Source organism: Kosakonia oryzendophytica, assembly GCF_027886705.1.
Taxonomy (GTDB): domain Bacteria; phylum Pseudomonadota; class Gammaproteobacteria; order Enterobacterales; family Enterobacteriaceae; genus Kosakonia; species Kosakonia oryzendophytica.
The window spans coordinates 5024114-5042584 of sequence record NZ_CP115659.1 but is presented as its reverse complement, the minus strand read 5'-3'; the positions used below and the strand labels follow the sequence as shown (position 1 = coordinate 5042584).

20 protein-coding genes are annotated in these 18471 nt (G+C 51.6%); 12 read left to right on the top strand and 8 right to left on the bottom strand.

Translation table 11 applies throughout. From position 1 onward, the window contains the following. Nucleotides 1–96: 96 nt before the first annotated feature. The 6 genes from O9K67_RS24260 to fabY all read left to right on the top strand — a co-directional run bounded on the left by O9K67_RS24260 (nucleotide 97) and on the right by fabY (nucleotide 4307). Entirely contained in the window at nucleotides 97–867 is a 771-nt protein-coding gene (locus tag O9K67_RS24260; protein WP_061499502.1) for a winged helix-turn-helix domain-containing protein, read from the top strand. Beyond that, complete coding sequence (locus tag O9K67_RS24255) at nucleotides 864–1328, top strand: hypothetical protein (protein WP_061499499.1); 465 nt, start codon at nucleotides 864–866, stop codon at nucleotides 1326–1328. The genes O9K67_RS24260 and O9K67_RS24255 overlap by 4 nt, the downstream gene beginning before the upstream one ends. A 93-nt stretch (nucleotides 1329–1421) precedes the next feature. Continuing rightward, entirely contained in the window at nucleotides 1422–2021 is a 600-nt protein-coding gene (gene yihX / locus O9K67_RS24250) for a glucose-1-phosphatase (RefSeq protein ID WP_061499496.1), read from the top strand. Beyond that, complete coding sequence (locus tag O9K67_RS24245; RefSeq protein ID WP_061499493.1) at nucleotides 2015–2887, top strand: virulence factor BrkB family protein; 873 nt, start codon at nucleotides 2015–2017, stop codon at nucleotides 2885–2887. Before yihX ends, O9K67_RS24245 begins: the two co-directional genes overlap by 7 nt. Continuing rightward, nucleotides 2884–3321, top strand: a complete 438-nt coding sequence (dtd, locus tag O9K67_RS24240) for a D-aminoacyl-tRNA deacylase (protein ID WP_061499489.1) — start codon at nucleotides 2884–2886, stop codon at nucleotides 3319–3321. Before O9K67_RS24245 ends, dtd begins: the two co-directional genes overlap by 4 nt. A gap of 44 nt (nucleotides 3322–3365) precedes the next feature. Continuing rightward, nucleotides 3366–4307 carry a fatty acid biosynthesis protein FabY gene (gene fabY / locus O9K67_RS24235; RefSeq protein ID WP_061499486.1) on the top strand — a complete coding sequence of 314 codons (942 nt, stop codon included), beginning with the start codon at nucleotides 3366–3368 and terminating at the stop codon, nucleotides 4305–4307. A 46-nt stretch (nucleotides 4308–4353) separates the two neighbouring features. Here fabY and O9K67_RS24230 read toward each other — a convergent pair whose 3' ends face one another. The 6 genes from O9K67_RS24230 to fdnG form a co-directional block, all read right to left on the bottom strand. Next, nucleotides 4354–4692, bottom strand: coding sequence for a nuclear transport factor 2 family protein (locus O9K67_RS24230; RefSeq protein WP_061499482.1), 339 nt, complete (start codon nucleotides 4690–4692; stop codon nucleotides 4354–4356). Between the two features lie 22 nt (nucleotides 4693–4714). Further along, entirely contained in the window at nucleotides 4715–5626 is a 912-nt protein-coding gene (locus O9K67_RS24225; RefSeq protein WP_061499478.1) for an alpha/beta hydrolase, read from the bottom strand. Between the two features lie 167 nt (nucleotides 5627–5793). Beyond that, the gene (gene fdhE, locus O9K67_RS24220; protein WP_061499476.1) at nucleotides 5794–6723 is read right to left on the bottom strand and encodes a formate dehydrogenase accessory protein FdhE; all 930 of its coding nucleotides are present in this window, start codon (nucleotides 6721–6723) and stop codon (nucleotides 5794–5796) included. After that, entirely contained in the window at nucleotides 6720–7355 is a 636-nt protein-coding gene (gene fdoI / locus O9K67_RS24215) for a formate dehydrogenase cytochrome b556 subunit (protein WP_061499470.1), read from the bottom strand. Before fdoI ends, fdhE begins: the two co-directional genes overlap by 4 nt. Next, a complete protein-coding gene (fdxH, locus tag O9K67_RS24210) occupies nucleotides 7352–8254 on the bottom strand; it encodes a formate dehydrogenase subunit beta (RefSeq protein WP_061499468.1) in 903 nt (300 codons plus the stop codon). The genes fdoI and fdxH overlap by 4 nt, the downstream gene beginning before the upstream one ends. A 12-nt stretch (nucleotides 8255–8266) precedes the next feature. Continuing rightward, nucleotides 8267–11317, bottom strand: coding sequence for a formate dehydrogenase-N subunit alpha (gene fdnG, locus O9K67_RS24205; RefSeq protein WP_088236987.1), 3051 nt, complete (start codon nucleotides 11315–11317; stop codon nucleotides 8267–8269). A 155-nt stretch (nucleotides 11318–11472) separates the two neighbouring features. Between fdnG and fdhD the strand changes: the two genes are divergently transcribed. Then, nucleotides 11473–12309, top strand: coding sequence for a formate dehydrogenase accessory sulfurtransferase FdhD (fdhD, locus tag O9K67_RS24200; protein ID WP_061499462.1), 837 nt, complete (start codon nucleotides 11473–11475; stop codon nucleotides 12307–12309). 126 nt (nucleotides 12310–12435) lie between these two features. Continuing rightward, nucleotides 12436–12648, top strand: a complete 213-nt coding sequence (locus O9K67_RS24195; RefSeq protein ID WP_061499459.1) for a YdgH/BhsA/McbA family protein — start codon at nucleotides 12436–12438, stop codon at nucleotides 12646–12648. Nucleotides 12649–12696: 48 nt separating this feature from the next. Here O9K67_RS24195 and O9K67_RS24190 read toward each other — a convergent pair whose 3' ends face one another. Both O9K67_RS24190 and O9K67_RS24185 read right to left on the bottom strand, forming a co-directional pair. Further along, the gene (locus O9K67_RS24190) at nucleotides 12697–13020 is read right to left on the bottom strand and encodes an AzlD domain-containing protein (protein WP_061499457.1); all 324 of its coding nucleotides are present in this window, start codon (nucleotides 13018–13020) and stop codon (nucleotides 12697–12699) included. Further along, the gene (locus tag O9K67_RS24185) at nucleotides 13020–13682 is read right to left on the bottom strand and encodes an AzlC family ABC transporter permease (RefSeq protein ID WP_061499454.1); all 663 of its coding nucleotides are present in this window, start codon (nucleotides 13680–13682) and stop codon (nucleotides 13020–13022) included. Before O9K67_RS24185 ends, O9K67_RS24190 begins: the two co-directional genes overlap by 1 nt. Nucleotides 13683–13783: 101 nt before the next feature. On the opposite strand from O9K67_RS24185, the gene O9K67_RS24180 reads away from it, so the two are divergent. From O9K67_RS24180 to O9K67_RS24165, 4 genes are all read left to right on the top strand, one after another. Then, entirely contained in the window at nucleotides 13784–14332 is a 549-nt protein-coding gene (locus O9K67_RS24180) for a helix-turn-helix domain-containing protein (RefSeq protein ID WP_061499451.1), read from the top strand. Nucleotides 14333–14614: 282 nt separating this feature from the next. Then, nucleotides 14615–15139 carry a fimbrial protein gene (locus O9K67_RS24175; protein ID WP_071890735.1) on the top strand — a complete coding sequence of 175 codons (525 nt, stop codon included), beginning with the start codon at nucleotides 14615–14617 and terminating at the stop codon, nucleotides 15137–15139. Nucleotides 15140–15191: 52 nt separating this feature from the next. Next, the gene (locus O9K67_RS24170) at nucleotides 15192–15908 is read left to right on the top strand and encodes a fimbrial biogenesis chaperone (RefSeq protein ID WP_061500256.1); all 717 of its coding nucleotides are present in this window, start codon (nucleotides 15192–15194) and stop codon (nucleotides 15906–15908) included. 46 nt (nucleotides 15909–15954) lie between these two features. Then, nucleotides 15955–18468, top strand: a complete 2514-nt coding sequence (locus tag O9K67_RS24165) for a fimbria/pilus outer membrane usher protein (protein ID WP_061499446.1) — start codon at nucleotides 15955–15957, stop codon at nucleotides 18466–18468. Nucleotides 18469–18471: the final 3 nt, after the last annotated feature.

Here is an 18471-nt window from a genome sequence, read left to right as displayed (position 1 = left end):
ATAGTTGTGGTGAATTATTTTTATTTTTTGCTAAAATTAATCTGCACCGTTTTAGGATAAATTGTTAAACGGTAGCCCTGCCGAGGAAAGGAAAAATTGTATCTCATTAATAATTTAGTGGAGTTTAACCCTGACAGTAAAAGCCTGACGAATCGCTTGACTGGACGAACTCTTCATTTGCAGTTACCGGCCAGCCTCTGTTTCCTCTATCTAATAACGCATCCTGGAGAAGTGATTTCTCAAAATGATTTGATGAAGGTTGGATGGGGAGACAGAAACGATGTCACTACGCCTAATGCGTTTTATCAGGCAATCCTTACTCTGCGTAATGCGCTGGAGGTAGCTGGTTTGCCTCGTGATGTGGTCAAAACCATTTCGCGACGCGGACTCACCCTTTCAAATACGGTAAGCGTTGAAGTGCTCAATACGCCACAAACCGTAGCAATACACACAGTTCCGCAACCGGTCGTGCAAATAAGCGAACCGGTACCGGTAATCAGCGCGAAAAAAAACTATTCACGTTGGCTTATCGCCAGTGTGGTGATACTGGTCCTGCTCAGCATAATAAATGGCTGGATGCTTTATAACGCCCACTTGCCAATGCCTTTTAAGGATTATCTTACTCTTAACACAACCCCATCTTCAGGCAATGACTGTCGAATATTTTACGCCGCGAATGAGCGTACTACGGAGTACTACACTAATTTACTTAATAAAAATACAGAGTTATGCGCAAATAACGATTACCTGTTTTTAACGGGTTACAGTCAGGCCGATCGTATTGTGGCGTTTGCCTGCGATAAAGATGCGCGAGTAGATAGGACGGCTTTTTGTTCCTCACATTATTTTTGGACGCGTGAGCAATGAAAAAAAATCTCAGCATGATGATACTGTCTGTTGCGCTATTAACCGCCGTCATAACCAGCGGTGTGCTCTTGTATTCTCATCTCACCGCACCGCCTTTGCAGTGCGTGGGAACAGCTGAATGGCATATCGGCCAAAACCGATTTGTTGGAACGCTCTCTTTTCGCATGAGTCATGGTAAAGGTATGGCCGTAATGACCGGTAAGCTCTTTGGCCAGCACGTTTCGGAGGTTAACCGGAGTATCTATTTCCATTACAGCCAACAACTGCGTTCGCGCGTGTTAAGCAATGATCGGATTGTGAAGACGTTCGCCGATACGGCAGATGAGGCAGATATAAAAGATACCTTGCCGGGTTTTTACCGGACGCCTGAACGATCGTTGAGCCTGATAATTGAGGAATATGCAGGGGCGTACCTTTTTTCTACCTCAAATGTGCCTTCTTTGTACTGTCGAAAAACGTAACGATGAAGATATGCTGAGTGTCCGACTATGCGCATAGTCAAAGCTGGCCTTTCCCGCTACAGTTAATTCTCCACGGCTGGCAAGGAGAGAGAAATGCTCTATATCTTTGATTTAGGTAATGTGATTGTCGATATCGACTTTAACCGGGTATTAGGTGCCTGGAGCGATTTCAGCCGCGTACCGCTGGCAACGTTAAAGCAGAGCTTTAACATGGGCGAGACGTTTCATCAGCATGAGCGTGGGGAGATCAGTGATGAGGATTTCGCCAAAGCGATGTGTGAAGAGATGGCGCTTCCTTTGAGCTACGAGCAGTTCTCTACCGGCTGGCAGGCGGTGTTTGTAGCTTTGCGCCCGGAGGTGATTGAAATCATGCATAAACTTCGCGCGCAGGGGCATCGGGTTGTGGTGCTGTCCAACACTAACCGTCTGCACACCACCTACTGGCCGGAACAATACCCGGAAATTCGTGCAGCGGCGGATCATATCTATCTCTCCCAGGATATGGGAATGCGCAAACCGGAAGCGCGTATTTACCAGCAGGTTTTGGCGCTTGAAGGTTTTTCTGCCGACGATGCCGTTTTTTTCGATGACAATAGCGACAATATTGCCGGTGCGAATCAACTCGGGATAACCAGTATTCTTGTCACCGGTAAAGCGACGATCCCCGACTATTTTGCGAAGCAGCTATGTTGAGAAATGCCCGGCATAAGGCGAAGCATCATACACGCCCGCTGTGGTCATGGTTGAAGTTGCTCTGGCAGCGAATTGATGAAGACCATATGACGACGTTGGCGGGGAATCTCGCCTATGTCTCCTTGCTCTCGCTGGTGCCTTTTATTGCTGTTGTCTTTGCGTTGTTTGCTGCATTTCCAATGTTTTCAGATGTTAGCCTTCAGCTGCGCCACTTTATCTTTGCCAATTTCATTCCTACCACCGGGGATGTGATTCAGAACTACATTGAGCAGTTTGTTGCTAACTCCAGCAAGATGACCGCTGTGGGTGCCTGTGGGCTGGTTATTACTTCGCTACTGCTGATGTACTCCATAGACAGCGCGCTGAACGCAATCTGGCGCAGTACGCGTGTGCGCCCGCATGTGTATTCGTTTGCGGTGTACTGGATGATCCTGACACTTGGGCCGCTATTGGCGGGGGCCAGCCTGGCGATCAGCTCTTATCTGTTGTCGCTGCGCTGGGCCAGTGAATTAAACAGCGTCATTGATAACGTGTTGCGCATTTTCCCGCTGGTTTTGTCGTGGCTCTCTTTTTGGCTGCTGTACAGCATTGTGCCAACCACCCGGGTACCAAATCGTGATGCGATTGTCGGGGCGTTTGTCGCGGCGGTATTGTTTGAATTGGGGAAAAAATGCTTTGCCTTGTACATTGCCATGTTTCCCTCTTACCAGCTCATTTATGGCGTGCTGGCTGTCATCCCCATTTTGTTCCTCTGGGTCTACTGGACCTGGTGTATCGTCTTGCTTGGCGCTGAAATAACTGTCACTCTCGGTGAATACCGAAAACTCAAAAAAGCAGCACAACAAGAAGAAGCAAACCAACCATGATTGCATTAATTCAACGCGTTTCCCGTGCGAGCGTTAGCGTGGCGGGTGAAGTGACGGGTGAAATCGGCCCGGGACTTTTGGTGTTGTTAGGGGTCGAAAAGGATGACGATGAACAAAAAGCGAACCGCCTGTGCGAGCGTGTGCTGGGGTATCGCATTTTTGGCGACGCAGAAGGGAAGATGAATCTCAATGTCCAGCAGGCTGGTGGAAGCGTGCTGGTGGTGTCGCAATTTACGCTGGCGGCGGAGACGGAACGCGGCATGCGGCCGGGATTTTCCAGAGGCGCAGCACCGGAAAAAGCGCAGGCGCTTTACGACTACTTTGTTGAACGTTGCCGTAGCCAGCAGATGGTAACGCAAACGGGACGATTTGCTGCGGACATGCAGGTCTCACTGGTCAATGACGGCCCCGTAACATTCTGGTTGCAAGTATGAGCCAGCTTGCGGCGTGGCCCCGGGAAACAAGAGAGAATACAGCTATGTATCACCTTCGCGTACCGCAAACAGAAGAAGAATTAGAGAATTATTACCACTTTCGCTGGGAGATGCTGCGCAAACCGCTGCATCAGCCGAAAGGCTCTGAGCGTGATGCCTGGGATGCGATGGCGCATCATCAGATGGTTGTGGATGAAGAAGGCAACCTTGTTGCCGTCGGGCGGCTGTATATCAATGCAGATAACGAAGGTTCGATTCGCTTTATGGCGGTGCATCCATCCGTGCAGGATAAAGGGTTGGGCACATTGATGGCGATGACGCTGGAGTCGGTTGCCCGTCAGGAAGGGGTGAAGCGTGTAACCTGTAGCGCCCGTGAAGATGCGGTGGCGTTTTTCGCAAAGCTGGGTTTTGTGAATGAAGGTGAAATCACCGCGCCACAAACCACGCCGGTGCGCCATTTTCTGATGATCAAGCCCGTCGCCACCCTGGATGATATTTTGCATCGCGGCGACTGGTGTGGGCAGTTGCAACAAGCCTGGTATGAGCATATCCCGCTGAGCGAAAAGATGGGGGTGCGTATTCAGCAGTACACCGGGCAGAAATTTATCACCACTATGCCGGAAATCGGTAACCAGAACCCGCATCACACGCTGTTTGCCGGTAGTCTGTTCTCGCTGGCAACGCTAACGGGATGGGGACTTATCTGGTTGATGCTGCGTGAGCGCCACCTCGGTGGCACCATTATCCTGGCCGATGCCCACATTCGCTACAGTACGCCGATAACTGGCAAACCCAGTGCGATTGCCGATCTTGGCTCGTTAAGCGGCGATCTCGACAGGCTGGCGCGCGGCCGTAAAGCCCGTGTCCAGTTGCAGGTCGAACTGTTTGGCGACGATAAGCAGGGCGCGATTTTCGAAGGCATTTACATTGTGCTGCCTGCTAAACCTTTCGGTTCGTATATTGAAGGTGGCAACGAAGAAGAGTAAGCGCATATTGCGCCTGTGTTAACAGGCGCTTTGCCCTTTTGTCGCATTACCCGGCAAAGAAAAACCACGCGTTTTTAATACACCCATCCTGCACTTCATAAACCGCCATATTTTCAATCACAGCATCGCCCATGCCGTAGATTTTTTCGTGATCGAAGACCTTATTGCCCATCACGGTGCGTGACAGTAGCTCAGCGCGTAAGGCTGGGTTGTTAAAGCGATGCTGTGCGTAAAAGTGGCGTAATGCTTCACGTCCTCGCAAAGCGGGTTCGTCTGATGGCATACGCCAGGCGGTAAAATTTTCACTAAAGCATGCGGCAAACGCGTCAATATCGTGCGCATTGTAAGCGGTAAACTGTTTTTCTACCGGGGTAACAACAGACATCTTCTTTCCTTGTGTTGTGGCGTTATGCCCGGGCGACGCGGGCGGCGACATCTCTAATGACATCTTTTGCCGCCTGGCTAATGCCTGCCAGCTGGAAGAAGCCGTGAATGACTCCCTGATAGCGTACCCCGGTGCAGGTGACACCCTGTTCCGTCATATGTTTATAAAGCGCCTCGCCTTCATCACATAACGGATCAAATTCGGCAGTGATGATATGTACCGGCGGCAGACCCTTAAAATCATCGCGCCATAAAGGACTGACATCCGCTTGCAAGCGGTCGGTGTCGCCAAGATACATGTCATAACCTGAGAGTAAGGCATCACGGGTTATCACATAATCAATGCCATTAAAGGTATAGCTATCAAAGTAGGCGGTAGCGTCCAGCATCGGATAAATAAGGATCAACTGTGCAGGCAGCCAGTTGCCCGCCGCCTTTAACCGCAAGGCCGTAACCAGCGCCAGATGCCCACCAGCACTGTCGCCAGCAAGGGTGATTTTCTCCCGGTTAATATTCAGTGCTTCGGCATTTTTCCATACAACATCAGCCCCTTTTTGCGCGTCGTCATGTGCTGCGGGCCAGGGATGCTCCGGAGCGAGGCGATACTGAACGGCAATGACCCGACAGCCGCTGTAATAAGCCAGTTGGCGAAGCTGATTATCGTGGGTGGCGAAACCGCCGCTAATAAAGCAGCCGCCGTGGTAATAAATCAGAGCTGGCAGCGATTCGCTGGCATCCAGCGGAGAAAAGACGCGCAGCGTTATGCCATCCAGCGTCGTATCTGCGACCTGTACGCGCGTTTCCGTCTCTCCGGCAAGTACTGTGCTGGCGATATAACTTGCGCGTCGTTCATCAATACTTTTTGCCCGCGCTGACGGGCGACCGGCGGCGATAAAGTCGCTCACCAGGCTGGCGATCCCCTTTTCCAGTGCCATTCCGATAACCTTTTATCTGTATAAATATCCAGTTTTATAGCCTGGTTTTAGCGAAATGGGAATGGACGGTGTTTAACAATCAGTGCCAACGGCAACGGGAAGCGAAGTACAGGAGGAGGGCGAGGCGCAGCCAACCCTTGCCCGGAGGTGGCAAGGGTTATGCTGTTTTATTCCCCTTCGCCAGGGAATAAGAACGGGTTGATGGAGCTGCGGGCAAAGCCTTCCTGCTCCATGCGAGCGTCGAGCACCAGCGAGGCCAGGTCATCTGCGACCGGCTCTACGTTTGGATCTTTTTCCTGATAGAGAATTTTCAGGTAGGTGCCGCAGTCGCCACAACTTTCCGCTTTAATTGCCGCTTGTTCGTTATCCAGCGACCAGTAGTGTAAGTCACGGGTTTGCTCGCAATTGCTGCATTTCACGCGCACCACATGCCATTCGGTTTCGCACAGGTTGCAGTGCAGGTAACGCAGACCCTGCGTCGTGCCAATGTGCACAACGCTGGAGACCGGCATTGAACCACACACCGGGCAGAACTGGCGCTGTTCGCCATATTCAGCGCGGGCTTTACCCGGGATCAACGTCGCCATTTGCGACCAATAGAGCGACAGCGCGGCCCAGATAAAGGGCGCTTTATCGCTGCTTACTGAGGCGAAGTCGGCAGCAAACAATGCGCTGGCCATCGCTTCCAGTTCTTGTGCAGAGGCTTTTTCCAGATTCTCGATCACGGCCAGCGCCGGGCCGCTCATTTCGGGTTTGAGCTCAGCAATCAGTGAATGCAGCAGCTTGTGCCAGTGCGCATCGCGCGGCAGCACGTGAATGTCCAGCGGCGGCTTACCCTGTTCAGCGGCTTCTTTAATGCGCGCCGTCAGGTCCATCTGCAAAGGATGGTCGTACAGCACCACTTCCTGAGCATGGGCGATCAGCGCGGCGAAGCGCAGGTAATCACCCAGCGGGTTACTCTCGGCCAACTCACGCAGACGTTCTGCGCGGCGGTTATAGAGATTTTTCAGTCTGGGGAATAATAACGGCGGAATCACTTCCGCCGTGCGTTTATCGCTCTTCTCCAGCGCATCTTGCGGGATTATGCGAATACTCATTCAGTCGATTTTTCCGTTGTCTTGCGAACTTCCCGGTACCAGCGCGGGTGATGTTTCTTCGCCCATGAGCTGGTAACCCAGCCTTCCACCATTGCGGTTATCGTGCCTTTTACCCACAATGCGGCGTAAATATGCACCATAATAACCACAATTAACGCGACTGCGGCAAATGAATGCACCATCAGGGCAATTCGGATCACCGGAATCGGGAATGCTGGCGCGAAGTAAGGGCGCCAGATAACCACGCCGCTTACCAGCAGCAACACCAGGAAAATAATGGCCGCCCAGAACACACACTTCTGGCCGAAATTATAGCGCCCGGTGTCACCCACTTCCTCATTGACGACAATCTTACGAATATTCTTCGCCCAAAAGATATCATCCCTATTGATGAGGTTATGGTGCCAGTAGCGGAAAAACATGATTATAAACGATGCGAACATCACCACGCCGACGAACGGATGGAGAATGCGCGCCAGCTGCGGCGTACCGAGAATGCCCATCAACCAATTGAAGGAGGGAAAGAAAAATCCCAGCCCACTCACCGCCGCCAGCACGAAACAGAAGGCGGTGACCCAATGGTTGATACGCTCAGGTGCCGTGTAGCGCACGATGGTGTCACGTTTTTTCATTTGCGCACCTCGTCTTTCTCTTCATGCAGATTGTCATCTTCTTCTTCTGCGCGGTTCGGACCGACACCGACATAGTGGAAGATACTGGCAGCGAAGGTCGCCGCAAAACCGACCGCCGCAAGAGGTTTCCAGATACCTTTCCAGAACTTCACGGTAGCGCTAATTTCCGGGTTCTCTGGTAAACCGTGGTACAGATTCGGTTTGTCGGCATGATGCAGTACGTACATAACGTGTGTACCGCCCACGCCAGCCGGATCGTACAGACCTGCGTTATCGTAACCACGGGTTTTCAGTTCCGCTACGCGTTCGCCCGCCAGTGTTTTCATATCCTCTTTGGAGCCAAAGTGGATAGCGCCGGTCGGGCAGGTTTTCACGCACGCCGGCTCCTGGCCTACGGTGACACGGTCAACGCACAGCGTACATTTGTAGACGCGATTGTCTTCCGGGTTTAAACGCGGTACGTCGAACGGGCAACCGGCGATACAGTAACCGCAGCCAATGCACTGTTCAGACTGGAAGTCGACGATACCGTTGGCATACTGAATGATAGCTCCTTCCGACGGACATGCCTTCAGGCAGCCAGGATCGGCGCAGTGCATACAGCCATCTTTGCGGATCAACCACTCCAGTTTGTCGTTCTGCTCTACTTCCGAGAAGCGCATAACGGTCCAGGATTTCGCAGTCAGATCTGCCGGGTTGTCATACACCCCGACGTTATGCCCCACTTCATCACGAATATCGTTCCACTCAGAACAGGCCACCTGGCAGGCTTTACAGCCGATGCAGGTGGTAACGTCGATAAGCTTCGCCACCTCCTGCTGGTGATCCCGCGCCTGTGGCGCGGGGGTGAAACCGTTAGTCGCGGAACGACGGATGATGTCTTGCGATTGATAAGCCATAAGTCGTCTCCGTTACACCTTTTCCACATTCACCAGGAACGCCTTAAACTCTGGCGTTTGGGTATTTGCATCACCAACGAAAGGTGTTAACGTATTGGCTATAAAGCCTTTTTTAGCCACACCCTCGTAACCCCAGTGGATAGGAATACCGATAGTATCGACATCTTTCCCGTTCACTTTCAGCGTGCGGATACGTTTGGTCACCACCGCCTTGGCTTTGATATAGCCACGGTTGGAGGAGACTTTCACGGTATCGCCCTGCACGATGCCCAGTTTGCCTGCCAGTTTTTCGCCGATTTCCACAAACTGCTCCGGCTGCGCGATGGCATTCAGCAGCGCGTGCTTGGTCCAGTAGTGGAAATGCTCAGTCAGACGATAAGTGGTACCAACGTACGGGAACTTATCGGCTTTACCCATCGCCGCCATGTCGTCTTTGAAGACGCGGGCGGCCGGGTTAGACACCACGTTCGGGTGCAGCGGGTTCGTGCCCAACGGCGTTTCAAACGGTTCGTAGTGTTCCGGGAACGGCCCTTCGGCCATCTTATCGATAGCAAACAGACGGCCCATTCCTTCCGGCTGCATGATAAACGGCCCTACATCACTGCCCGGTGCGGCGGCGCTGTAGTCCGGAACATCCACGCCGCCCCATTTCGCGCCGTCCCACTTCAGCAACTGACGTTTCGGATCCCAGGGTTTACCCTGCGGGTCAGCGGAAGCACGGTTATACAGAATGCGGCGGTTAAGCGGCCACGCCCATGCCCAGCCCAGCGTATTGCCAAGGCCGGATGGATCCGCGTTATCGCGACGCGCCATCTGGTTGCCGTCCGGCGTCCAGCTACCGGCGAAGATCCAACAGCCGCTGGAGGTTGTACCGTCATCACGCAACTGTGCGAACGAGCTGAGCTGCTGGCCTTTTTTCACAATCACTGCGCCGGTTGCCGGATCGGTGATGTCCGCCAGTGCTTTACCGTTGCTCTCCATTGCCACTTCTTCCGAAGCCGGTTCATGCGGTGTGGAGTAGTTCCAGGTCATGTTGAGAACCTGTTCCGGGCACGCACCACCCTCTTCGGCATACATCTTGCGCAAGCGCGTGAAGATACCAGCAAGGATCTCGCCGTCAGTCACTGATTCGCCCGGGCCATCCGCGCCTTTCCAGTGCCATTGCAGCCAGCGACCGGAGTTCACGATCGAGCCATTCTCTTCGGCAAAGCAGGTCGAAGGCAGGCGGAACACTTCGGTCTGGATTTTCGATGGATCGACATCGTTCGACTCGCCGTGGTTTTGCCAGAACGTTGAGGTTTCGGTATTCAGCGGATCGATAGTGACAAGGAACTTCAGTTTCGACAGCGCTGCCACGACCTTGTTCTTGTTCGGGAACGACGCTACCGGGTTAAAGCCCTGGCAGATATAGCCGTTAACCTGGCCTTTGTACATCATGTCGAAGTACTGCAGAACGTCGTAGCCCTTGTCCCACTTCGGTAACCAGTCAAAGCCCCAGTTGTTCTCCGCTGTCGCTTTGTCACCGAAGAAGGCTTTCATCATCGACACGAAGAATTTCGGGTAGTTACCCCAGTAGTTCACCTGGCCTTCCAGCAGCGGTTTTGGCGTGTTGGCAGCAAGGTAAGTCTGGAGGGTGGTCTGTTTTTCGTTGGGTAGCGTCATATAGCCTGGCAGGCTTTGCGACAGCAGACCCAGATCCGTCAGCCCCTGAATATTGGAATGGCCGCGCAAGGCGTTGACGCCGCCACCAGCCATCCCCATGTTACCCAGCAGTAGCTGGATCATCGCCATGGTGCGAATGTTCTGCGCGCCGATGGAGTGCTGTGTCCAGCCCAATGCATACAGGAACGAGGCGGTTTTATCGTGCACGCTGGTTTCTGCGATGTACTCGCACACCTTCAGGAAGTCCGCTTTTGGCGTCCCGCAGATGTTTTCAACCACGTCCGGCGTGTAGCGGGAAACGTGCTGTTTCAGCAGATTCCACACGCAGCGCGGATGGGTGAGGGTGGTATCGCGTTTGGCGAAGCCTTTCTCATCCAGCTCGTAGTTCCAGCTTGTTTTGTCGTATTTGCGTTTATCCGCGTCGTAGCCGGTGAACAGGCCATCCTCGAAGCCAAAATCTTCACGCACAATCAGGCTGGCGTTGGTGTAGGCCTCGGTATATTCGCGGTTGTATTTTTCGTTGGTCATCAGGTACAGCAACACGCCTGACAGGAAGGCAATGTCAGTACCGGAACGAATCGGCGTATAAAAATCCGCTACAGAAGCGGTACGCGTAAAGCGCGGATCGATAACAATCAGCTTCGCGCCATTATGGATCTTGGCTTCCATCGCCCAGCGGAATCCCACCGGATGCGCTTCTGCCGCGTTTCCCCCCATCACGATGATAAGGTTGGCGTTTTTCATGTCGACCCAGTGGTTGGTCATCGCACCGCGACCAAATGTAGGAGCAAGACTTGCTACCGTAGGTCCGTGTCAGACACGCGCCTGGTTGTCGACGGCTAACATGCCGAGTGCGCGGGTAAATTTTTGCGTTAAATAACCGGTTTCATTACTGGAAGCGGATGCACACAGCATCCCGGTGCTCAGCCAGCGGTTAACGGTGGTGCCTTCGGCATTTTTCGCGATGTAATTAGCGTCGCGATCGGCCTTAATCAATTTGGCGATGCGATCAAAGGCATCATCCCAGGTAATACGCTGCCATTTATCGGAGCCTGGCGCGCGGTATTCCGGATATTTCAGGCGGCTTTCCGAATGGATGAAATCCACCAGGCCTGCGCCTTTCGGGCAGAGCGCACCACGGTTCACGGGATGATCGGGGTCACCCTCGATATGGAAGATGGATGATTTGGCGTTTTTTGCACCGTCTCCGAGGCTGTACATTAACAGCCCACAGCCAACGGAACAGTATGTGCAGGTATTACGGGTTTCGCGGGTGCGCAGCAATTTATATTGCCGCGTTTCCGCCAGCGCAACGCTCGGGGCAAAGCCCAGCGCCGCTGCCGTCGTTCCTGCCATACCGCCAGCACAGATCTTAAAGAACTGCCTTCTGCTGACCTGCATGGTTTGCTCCTGGTTTCGACATTACTCTTATCGTTTTTACTTTGCGGTAGAAGGCGCAAAGGTTCAGAATTGCTGTTATTCCCTCTTTTCCTGAGGGATATGCGATTGAGGATACCACAATGTTGGTACGCTTGTTCGATGGTGGTTAAGGCAAAGTGAACGAATTGCGCGAAGAAAAGCACAAAAATGCAACATCAATCACAGGTGCTCGTCAGGTGTCCCTGTGGAAACGTGATGATTTGCAGCATGCGACGCCCGATATGCTGGCGGAAGAGGTTCCCGTTGCGTTGGTTTACAACGGGATTTCTCATGTGGTGATGATGGCATCGCCAAAAGACCTCGAGTGCTTTGCCATGGGGTTCTCCTTATCCGAAGGGATTATTGAAAACCATACGGAAATCTACGGCATGGATGTTGTCCCTTCCTGTCATGGACTCGAAGTGCAGATAGAGCTCTCAAGCCGTCGTTTTATGGGGCTGAAAGAGCGTCGTCGCGCGCTGGCCGGGCGCACCGGTTGCGGCGTCTGCGGTGTTGAGCAATTGAATGATATCGGTAAACCCATAGCTCCCCTTCCGTTCACTCAGACCTTTGATTTAGCCGCTCTCGACGTCGGACTGGCGCATTTAACCGACTTTCAGCCTGTTGGCCAGCTAACCGGCTGCACGCACGCGGCCGCGTGGATGTTACCGTCCGGTGCGTTAATCGGCGGGCATGAAGATGTCGGGCGTCATGTGGCGCTGGATAAGCTGCTGGGGCACCGCGCCCGCGAGAGTGAGCGCTGGTCGTCAGGCGCGGTGCTGGTTTCCAGCCGCGCCAGTTATGAAATGGTGCAAAAGTCCGCCATGTGCGGCGTTGAGATCCTGTTTGCGGTGTCTGCGGCGACCACGCTGGCAGTGGAAGTGGCACAACGCTGCAATCTGACGCTGGTGGGTTTTTGCAAGCCAGGCAGGGCGACGGTTTATACCCATCCGCAACGATTGGTTGGGTTATGAAATAGTCAAAAAATTTGAAAGATGACAGCAAATCCTTCCGCTTTTTGTTGAGTGATAACAGGTCTAGTATTTATTTCATCGAGGCGCGGTGCCTCACTCAAACAAACTAACGTAAGGGTTTATATCATGAAAAGCATCAAAACTTTTGTCGCAGTTATCGCTCTGGCTACGTCTTTCGGTTCTTTCGCTGCACAGTCTGTCTCTGCGACGGATACCACTCTGTCTGGTGCAGAAGCGAAAATCGCTGCTCAGGCTCAGCATGCTGGCGCATCGTCTTACCAGATCACCGAAGCGTATAACGGTAACCAGGTACATATGACTGCTGAACTGACCAAATAAGTCCTGTATTACTGTCGAAAGAGCGCCTGCGGGCGCTTTTTTTTTGCCTTACTGGATGCCCGCCATGCGCAGTAATGCGGTTACCACTGCGGCAGAGATGATCACCACAATCAGCGGCATCTTCCGCCAGGCAAGAAATACCGCAAATAATACCCCCAGCAGACGGGCCATTCCGGCGAAGTGTTCGCCTTCATATAACGTTGCTGCCAGTGCTACGGCGAACAGTAGTGTGGTGGCAGCATCGGAGAGCAGCGCTTGCGAGTGTTCGGAAAGCGCCAGCCGGTTGCCAAGCTTTGTCCCTCCCAGGCGCATCAGGTAGGTTCCCACGGAAAGAATAACGATACCGCCGATGATCAGCGAAACACTGGCCATTATTTTTTCCTCGTCAGTAAGCCCAGTAAGGAGAGCAGAACCGGTAATCCTACTGGCGTAAAGGGGACTGCCGCCAGTGACACCACCGCACCACTGGTGGCGCGAATAAACGTGGTTCTCTTTTTCAGTGCCGGTAGAACCAACGCCAGCAAAATAGCCGGAAAGACGGCGTCGAGGCCGATGGTCTCTGGTGTGGGGAGCAGCTTACCGACGGCTGCGCCGACCAGCACACCCCCTGGCCACAACAGGGCAACCCCCAGTCCACAAAGCCAGTAGGCCGCTTTACGCTGTTCCGGCGTTTTTTGCGACAAACCGAACACCACACTTTCGTCATTCATAATGTGGCAACCGAGGAAACCCACCGTGCCTTTGCCGACCAACTCACGTACCGTCACCCCGAAAGGTATATGGCGGGCGTTGACAAGCAGACCGGCAACAGCGGCCGCCAGTGGATTACCACCACTGGCGACAATGCCAATAAACATAAATTCGGATGCGCCAGCCAGCACCGACATCGAGAGCGCAAGGGGAACCCAGAGCGGAAAACCATAAGCCATGGCCAGTGAACCGTAAGAGACGGCGACCACGCCAACCGCCAGGCAGACGAGAATGATGGCCTTAATGGTATCGTCGCTGAGGTTTGAAATGTGTTTTTTGAACATAGATGATAACCATATCGAACGATTACTCATTATAATGAACATACCCGAATCGTTTTTCAAGATGAACGATTCGTTCTTTTTAATGAACGATGGAGTTGTGTATGACACAGCCAATCAGCGTTATTGCTAAAAGTCTGGTGCGTGAACGCTTGCGAACCGGGCTTTCACTGGCGGAAATAGCTCGTCGCGCCGGTATTGCAAAATCCACGCTGTCTCAACTGGAAGCTGGCAATGGTAACCCGAGCCTGGAAACACTTTGGTCCCTTTGTGTGGCGTTGGATATTCCTTTCGCGCGCCTGCTGGAGCCACAAAGTGCTAAAACACAGGTCATTCGCCGCGGTGAAGGTACCAAAGTGGTGGCTGAGCAGGCCAATTACCAGGCTATTTTACTTGCGACCTGCCCGCCAGGCGCGCGGCGCGACATTTATCTGTTACAGACGCAACCTGGTGCAGATCGTATTTCGCGGCCCCATCCGGTCGGTTCGGTTGAACATATTATTGTGACAAAAGGCCGGGCGCTGGTTGGGTTGACAGAAACGCCAGAAGAACTGAATGAAGGTGATTATATCTGTTATCCGGCAGATCAGGAGCATATCTTTAAAGCGCTTGAATCGGATACCCAGGCCATTCTGGTGGCAGAGCAGAATTAATATTCTACTATGGCGATAATGCATTGACGTTACTTGAACGTGTATCGCCATTTTTATTAGTTTTATTATTAATATTGATGCGGTGAATTTAAATTTTGATATTTAACTCAAATAATATGTATTTTGCGGGGTGGTATTACCAGATCATTAAATAAGTAAAGTTGCTTTACATCAATAATCCTCGTCTGTATGCTTTGCATCCAATATTAGAATCCGTTGCGTAATGCAATTTTTATGGTTTCGTACTACAACACATTGTAATGGAGGCATCGCATGCTCAGGATGAGTCATTCTATTTCGGTATTATTTGCTTTTGGTTTAATGAGTGCACCGTTGGTTTCTCAGGCCAACAATACTGTTTATTTCTTGGGGGAAGTGAGTGAACAAACCTGTACTGTTAAAATTAATAATAGTACAGCTTCACCTATTATCCTTTTACCTACAGTGAGTAAAAGTCAACTGGCCAGTTCTGGTTCAACTGCAGGCGATACGCCTTTTACTGTTACGTTGGATAACTGCAATTCTCAGGGCACTACTGCGGGTATTGTTTTTGTTGCGAATGATGTTGACGGTCGTGATTTGAAAAACATTGCTACCCATTCGCCTGCGACAAATGTCGCGATTCAGTTGTTAGAGGGTGCAACAGCATTAGATTTTACTGGTAATAAAGCGCAGACCTCAATGCAGAATATAGGTGGTGGTGCGACATCCGCCAATTTTGATATGGTTGCGCGTTACTATGCGACTGGTGTGGCAACTGCTGGTGCTGTTGAGGCTCAGGCGCAGTTTGCCGTGACCTATCTGTAATCATTTTCATGTGGTGCTGCTTCGGCAGCGCCATTTTCTGGTTTACATCAGCATGTTTAGAGATTGGTTAGTCAGAGTGTGGTTTGCATTATGTGCCCTTTTGCTGGTGTGCAGCGAGGTTTACGCCAGTGTGACAATGCTTGGCACCCGTGTTGTCTATCTTGCGGATGCAAAAGAGAAATCCCTGACATTTAATAACACCGGTGAAGCCCCGGTCCTGGTTGTGGCGTGGACAGATATTAATAATCCTGAGTCCACACCAGAAACGGCAGATGCCCCTTTTATTGTGATGCCACCTATTTTTCGTATTAATGGTCAGCAGACACATGTTATGCGGTTGAAATTCACCGGGAAAGCGTTGCCTCAGGATCGGGAGTCGCTTTTTTGGTTGAACTTTTTGCAGTATCCGGCAAAAAGCGATGCCATTAACGCTGAAAGTCATTTAACGTTGCTGGTAAAAAGTCGACTGAAAATATTTTATCGGCCACAGGGGCTCTCGCAAGATGCAAACAAAACACTCGATGTGATTAAGATCAGCAAACATGGTCAATCAATAGATGTAAAAAATACAACCGCATATTATATTTCTGTGCTTGATGCTTTCGTCGATGATGGCAAGAACCAAAAGAAAATTAAAAACACCGGAATGATTGCGCCTTATTCGTCTGTTCAATGGATATTGCCCGATCATAATGGAACTCATTTAACGATTAATGCAATAAATGATTATGGCGGAGTATTCAGTAAGGTTTATTCGCTTTCGCATTAAGGTTCTGATTCGATAATGAAAGTACTGTTCAGTTCGGATGATTTAAATGTATCAGTACCGTTTATATATTTGTATCTTATCCATCCTTATGGCAATGCAATCGCTAACCGCGATGGCGAAAGATAATAGTTTTTACTTTGATGCCTCTTTATTAAGGAACAGTGGATTATCCAGCGATGATCTACAGAAACTGAACGAGGATGCATTGATAGCGCCAGGTCGTCATTCTCTGGATATTTATCTTAACGGCACACTGATTACCCGCACCGAGATTTCGTTTTCACCACGTAGAGGAAAAGTTGAACCCTGCCTTTCTCACAAATTAGTCGCCATGCTGCGGCTGAAGTCATTACCAGAAGAGTCGGAAACCTCTTGCTACTGGCCTGACGATAACGTGATGAAAGGGACGACGGTGAAATTTGATCAGGCGCAGCTGCGTATGGACGTGTTTGCACCGCAGGCGTTGTTAAAAACCCTGCCCCGCGGCAGCGTGAGTGAGGAAAGTCTTGAAGCTGGGGAGAGTATGTTGTTTATCAATTACATGGCTAACCAGTACCACGTAACATCGCGTCGCTATAACTCTCACAAAATGGATTCCACCTGGTTAAATCTTAATGGCGGATTCAACCTGGGATTGTGGCGTTATCGTCAGCAATCAAACTTAAACTACAGCACCAGTGACGGCGGTCATTGGAACACCAGTCGTCGTTATATACAGCGCGCTATTTATCCCTTACGCAGCGAACTGACTTTGGGAGAAGGCTTCACCGACGGCCAGCTCTTTTCCGGTATTGGTTTTCGGGGAGTGCAGTTGTCATCGGATACGCGAATGCTGCCAGATGCTCTTCGTGGTTATGCGCCTGTCGTGCGGGGTATCGCAAAGACGAATGCAAAAGTCACCATCTTGCAGGACCAGACCACCCTTTATGAAACCACCGTAGCGCCAGGGCCTTTTACCATTGACGATCTCTATCCAACCCATTACGCGGGGGATTTAACCGTTGTAGTCACTGAAGCGGATGGCAGTAAAAGTACCTACAGTATGCCTTACTCTTCACTGGCGGAGTCGATTAGACCTGGTTTAGCGCGCTGGTCATTTACCGTAGGAAAAGTACAGAACATTGATGCAGGGAATACCTTCAGCGAAGCGGTTTGGCGACAGGGGTTGACTAACGCTCTTACGCTCAATGCTGGTAACCAATTGGCGACAGGGTATATGGCCTGGTCTCTCGGCGGCGTATATAGCTCGGCACTCGGGGCATTAGGATTGAACAGCTTTTATTCCCTGTCGAAGCAGATTGATGGCAACCGCGCAGGTTGGATGTTACGGCTGAACTACAGCAAAGCACTGCCGCAAAGCGGAACATTATTTACGCTGGCCGCGTCCCGATATGCGGCTCAGGGATATGCTGAGCTTTACGACACTCTGGGGTCGCGTTATGCACGCAGTCAGAGGCAACAGTGGCAATCACCCACCTGGAGACAGCGCAGCCGTATTGAGTTTTCCGCCGCTCAGCCACTTGCTTCGTTTGGCAATATTAATGCATCAGTATCATGGCAGGATTATAGCGATGGAAAACAAAGGGATAAGCAGTATCAGCTAGGCTGGAATAAGCTGTTTGATTATGGAATTTCGTTAAGTGTTACTGCGGCCAGAACCTATAACATTACACCGGGGATCGGCAATAACGCAGACGCATTCTCTTTACGTCGCCGTATGCAAACGATGTGGTCTATCTCTTTATCCGCTCCTCTTGGCCAGCGGCGTTATTCACCCGTGCTATCAACCAGTGTCAACCGTACGACGGGTAATGACGGAAGCGATGGTGGCTATCAGTCCACGCTGAGCGGAATTTATGGCGAGCACAATCCCCTGAGTTATAGCCTCAATTTTTCTGCGGATAAAAAAATGGAACAAGCTGGATGGGGAGCCAACCTCCAGCGCAGCTTCCCGTACGTCAATGCCGCAACATCCTGGTCTACAGCACGTAATTACTGGCAGGCGTCAGGATCGTTGCAGGGCTCCATTGTGGCTCATAAAGGTGGGGTGACGCTGGGTCAGTGGGTAGGAGATAGCTTTGCCTTGATTGATGCCCCCGGTGCCAGTGGTGCAGAGGTCATCGGTGGGCAGAGTGCTTATGTTGATGCATTTGGTTACGCGATAGCCCCTTCATTGGGCGCTTATCAAATCAACCAGATTGCGCTTGATCCGCGCAATATGACCGACAGCGTCGAGTTACAAACCATGAAAATGCAGGTCGCGCCTTATGCTGGCGCGACAGTGCGGTTACATTTCAACACCCTGCAGGGGCAAGCGATGTTGATCACCGCTCTGCGCCCGAACAATACCATTATTCCAATGGGAACAAGCGTATATGACGAATACAACAACAGTACAGGAATGGTGGGGCAGGCGAATCAGATCTATCTGCGCTCTCACGAAGAAAAGGGTGAGTTGCGGGTGCAGTGGGGGCGTAGCCCAGAAGAAAGCTGCCGCATCGTATGGCGCGCTCCCTCCTTGCCAGAGCCGCTGGCTCTGATGAGATTACCTTGCCGTTAATTC

Excerpts from the sequence above, each read along its gene's own strand:
- O9K67_RS24255 (WP_061499499.1), top strand. The coding sequence starts at position 864 with ATGAAAAAAAATCTCAGCATGATGATACTGTCTGTTGCGCTATTAACC.
- yihX (WP_061499496.1), top strand. The coding sequence starts at position 1,422 with ATGCTCTATATCTTTGATTTAGGTAATGTGATTGTCGATATCGACTTT.
- O9K67_RS24245 (WP_061499493.1), top strand. The coding sequence starts at position 2,015 with ATGTTGAGAAATGCCCGGCATAAGGCGAAGCATCATACACGCCCGCTG.
- dtd (WP_061499489.1), top strand. The coding sequence starts at position 2,884 with ATGATTGCATTAATTCAACGCGTTTCCCGTGCGAGCGTTAGCGTGGCG.
- fabY (WP_061499486.1), top strand. The coding sequence starts at position 3,366 with ATGTATCACCTTCGCGTACCGCAAACAGAAGAAGAATTAGAGAATTAT.
- O9K67_RS24230 (WP_061499482.1), bottom strand. The coding sequence starts at position 4,692 with ATGTCTGTTGTTACCCCGGTAGAAAAACAGTTTACCGCTTACAATGCG.
- O9K67_RS24225 (WP_061499478.1), bottom strand. The coding sequence starts at position 5,626 with ATGGCACTGGAAAAGGGGATCGCCAGCCTGGTGAGCGACTTTATCGCC.
- fdhE (WP_061499476.1), bottom strand. The coding sequence starts at position 6,723 with ATGAGTATTCGCATAATCCCGCAAGATGCGCTGGAGAAGAGCGATAAA.
- fdoI (WP_061499470.1), bottom strand. The coding sequence starts at position 7,355 with ATGAAAAAACGTGACACCATCGTGCGCTACACGGCACCTGAGCGTATC.
- fdxH (WP_061499468.1), bottom strand. The coding sequence starts at position 8,254 with ATGGCTTATCAATCGCAAGACATCATCCGTCGTTCCGCGACTAACGGT.
- O9K67_RS24195 (WP_061499459.1), top strand. The coding sequence starts at position 12,436 with ATGAAAAGCATCAAAACTTTTGTCGCAGTTATCGCTCTGGCTACGTCT.
- O9K67_RS24190 (WP_061499457.1), bottom strand. The coding sequence starts at position 13,020 with ATGGCCAGTGTTTCGCTGATCATCGGCGGTATCGTTATTCTTTCCGTG.
- O9K67_RS24185 (WP_061499454.1), bottom strand. The coding sequence starts at position 13,682 with ATGTTCAAAAAACACATTTCAAACCTCAGCGACGATACCATTAAGGCC.
- O9K67_RS24180 (WP_061499451.1), top strand. The coding sequence starts at position 13,784 with ATGACACAGCCAATCAGCGTTATTGCTAAAAGTCTGGTGCGTGAACGC.
- O9K67_RS24175 (WP_071890735.1), top strand. The coding sequence starts at position 14,615 with ATGAGTCATTCTATTTCGGTATTATTTGCTTTTGGTTTAATGAGTGCA.
- O9K67_RS24170 (WP_061500256.1), top strand. The coding sequence starts at position 15,192 with ATGTTTAGAGATTGGTTAGTCAGAGTGTGGTTTGCATTATGTGCCCTT.
- O9K67_RS24165 (WP_061499446.1), top strand. The coding sequence starts at position 15,955 with ATGTATCAGTACCGTTTATATATTTGTATCTTATCCATCCTTATGGCA.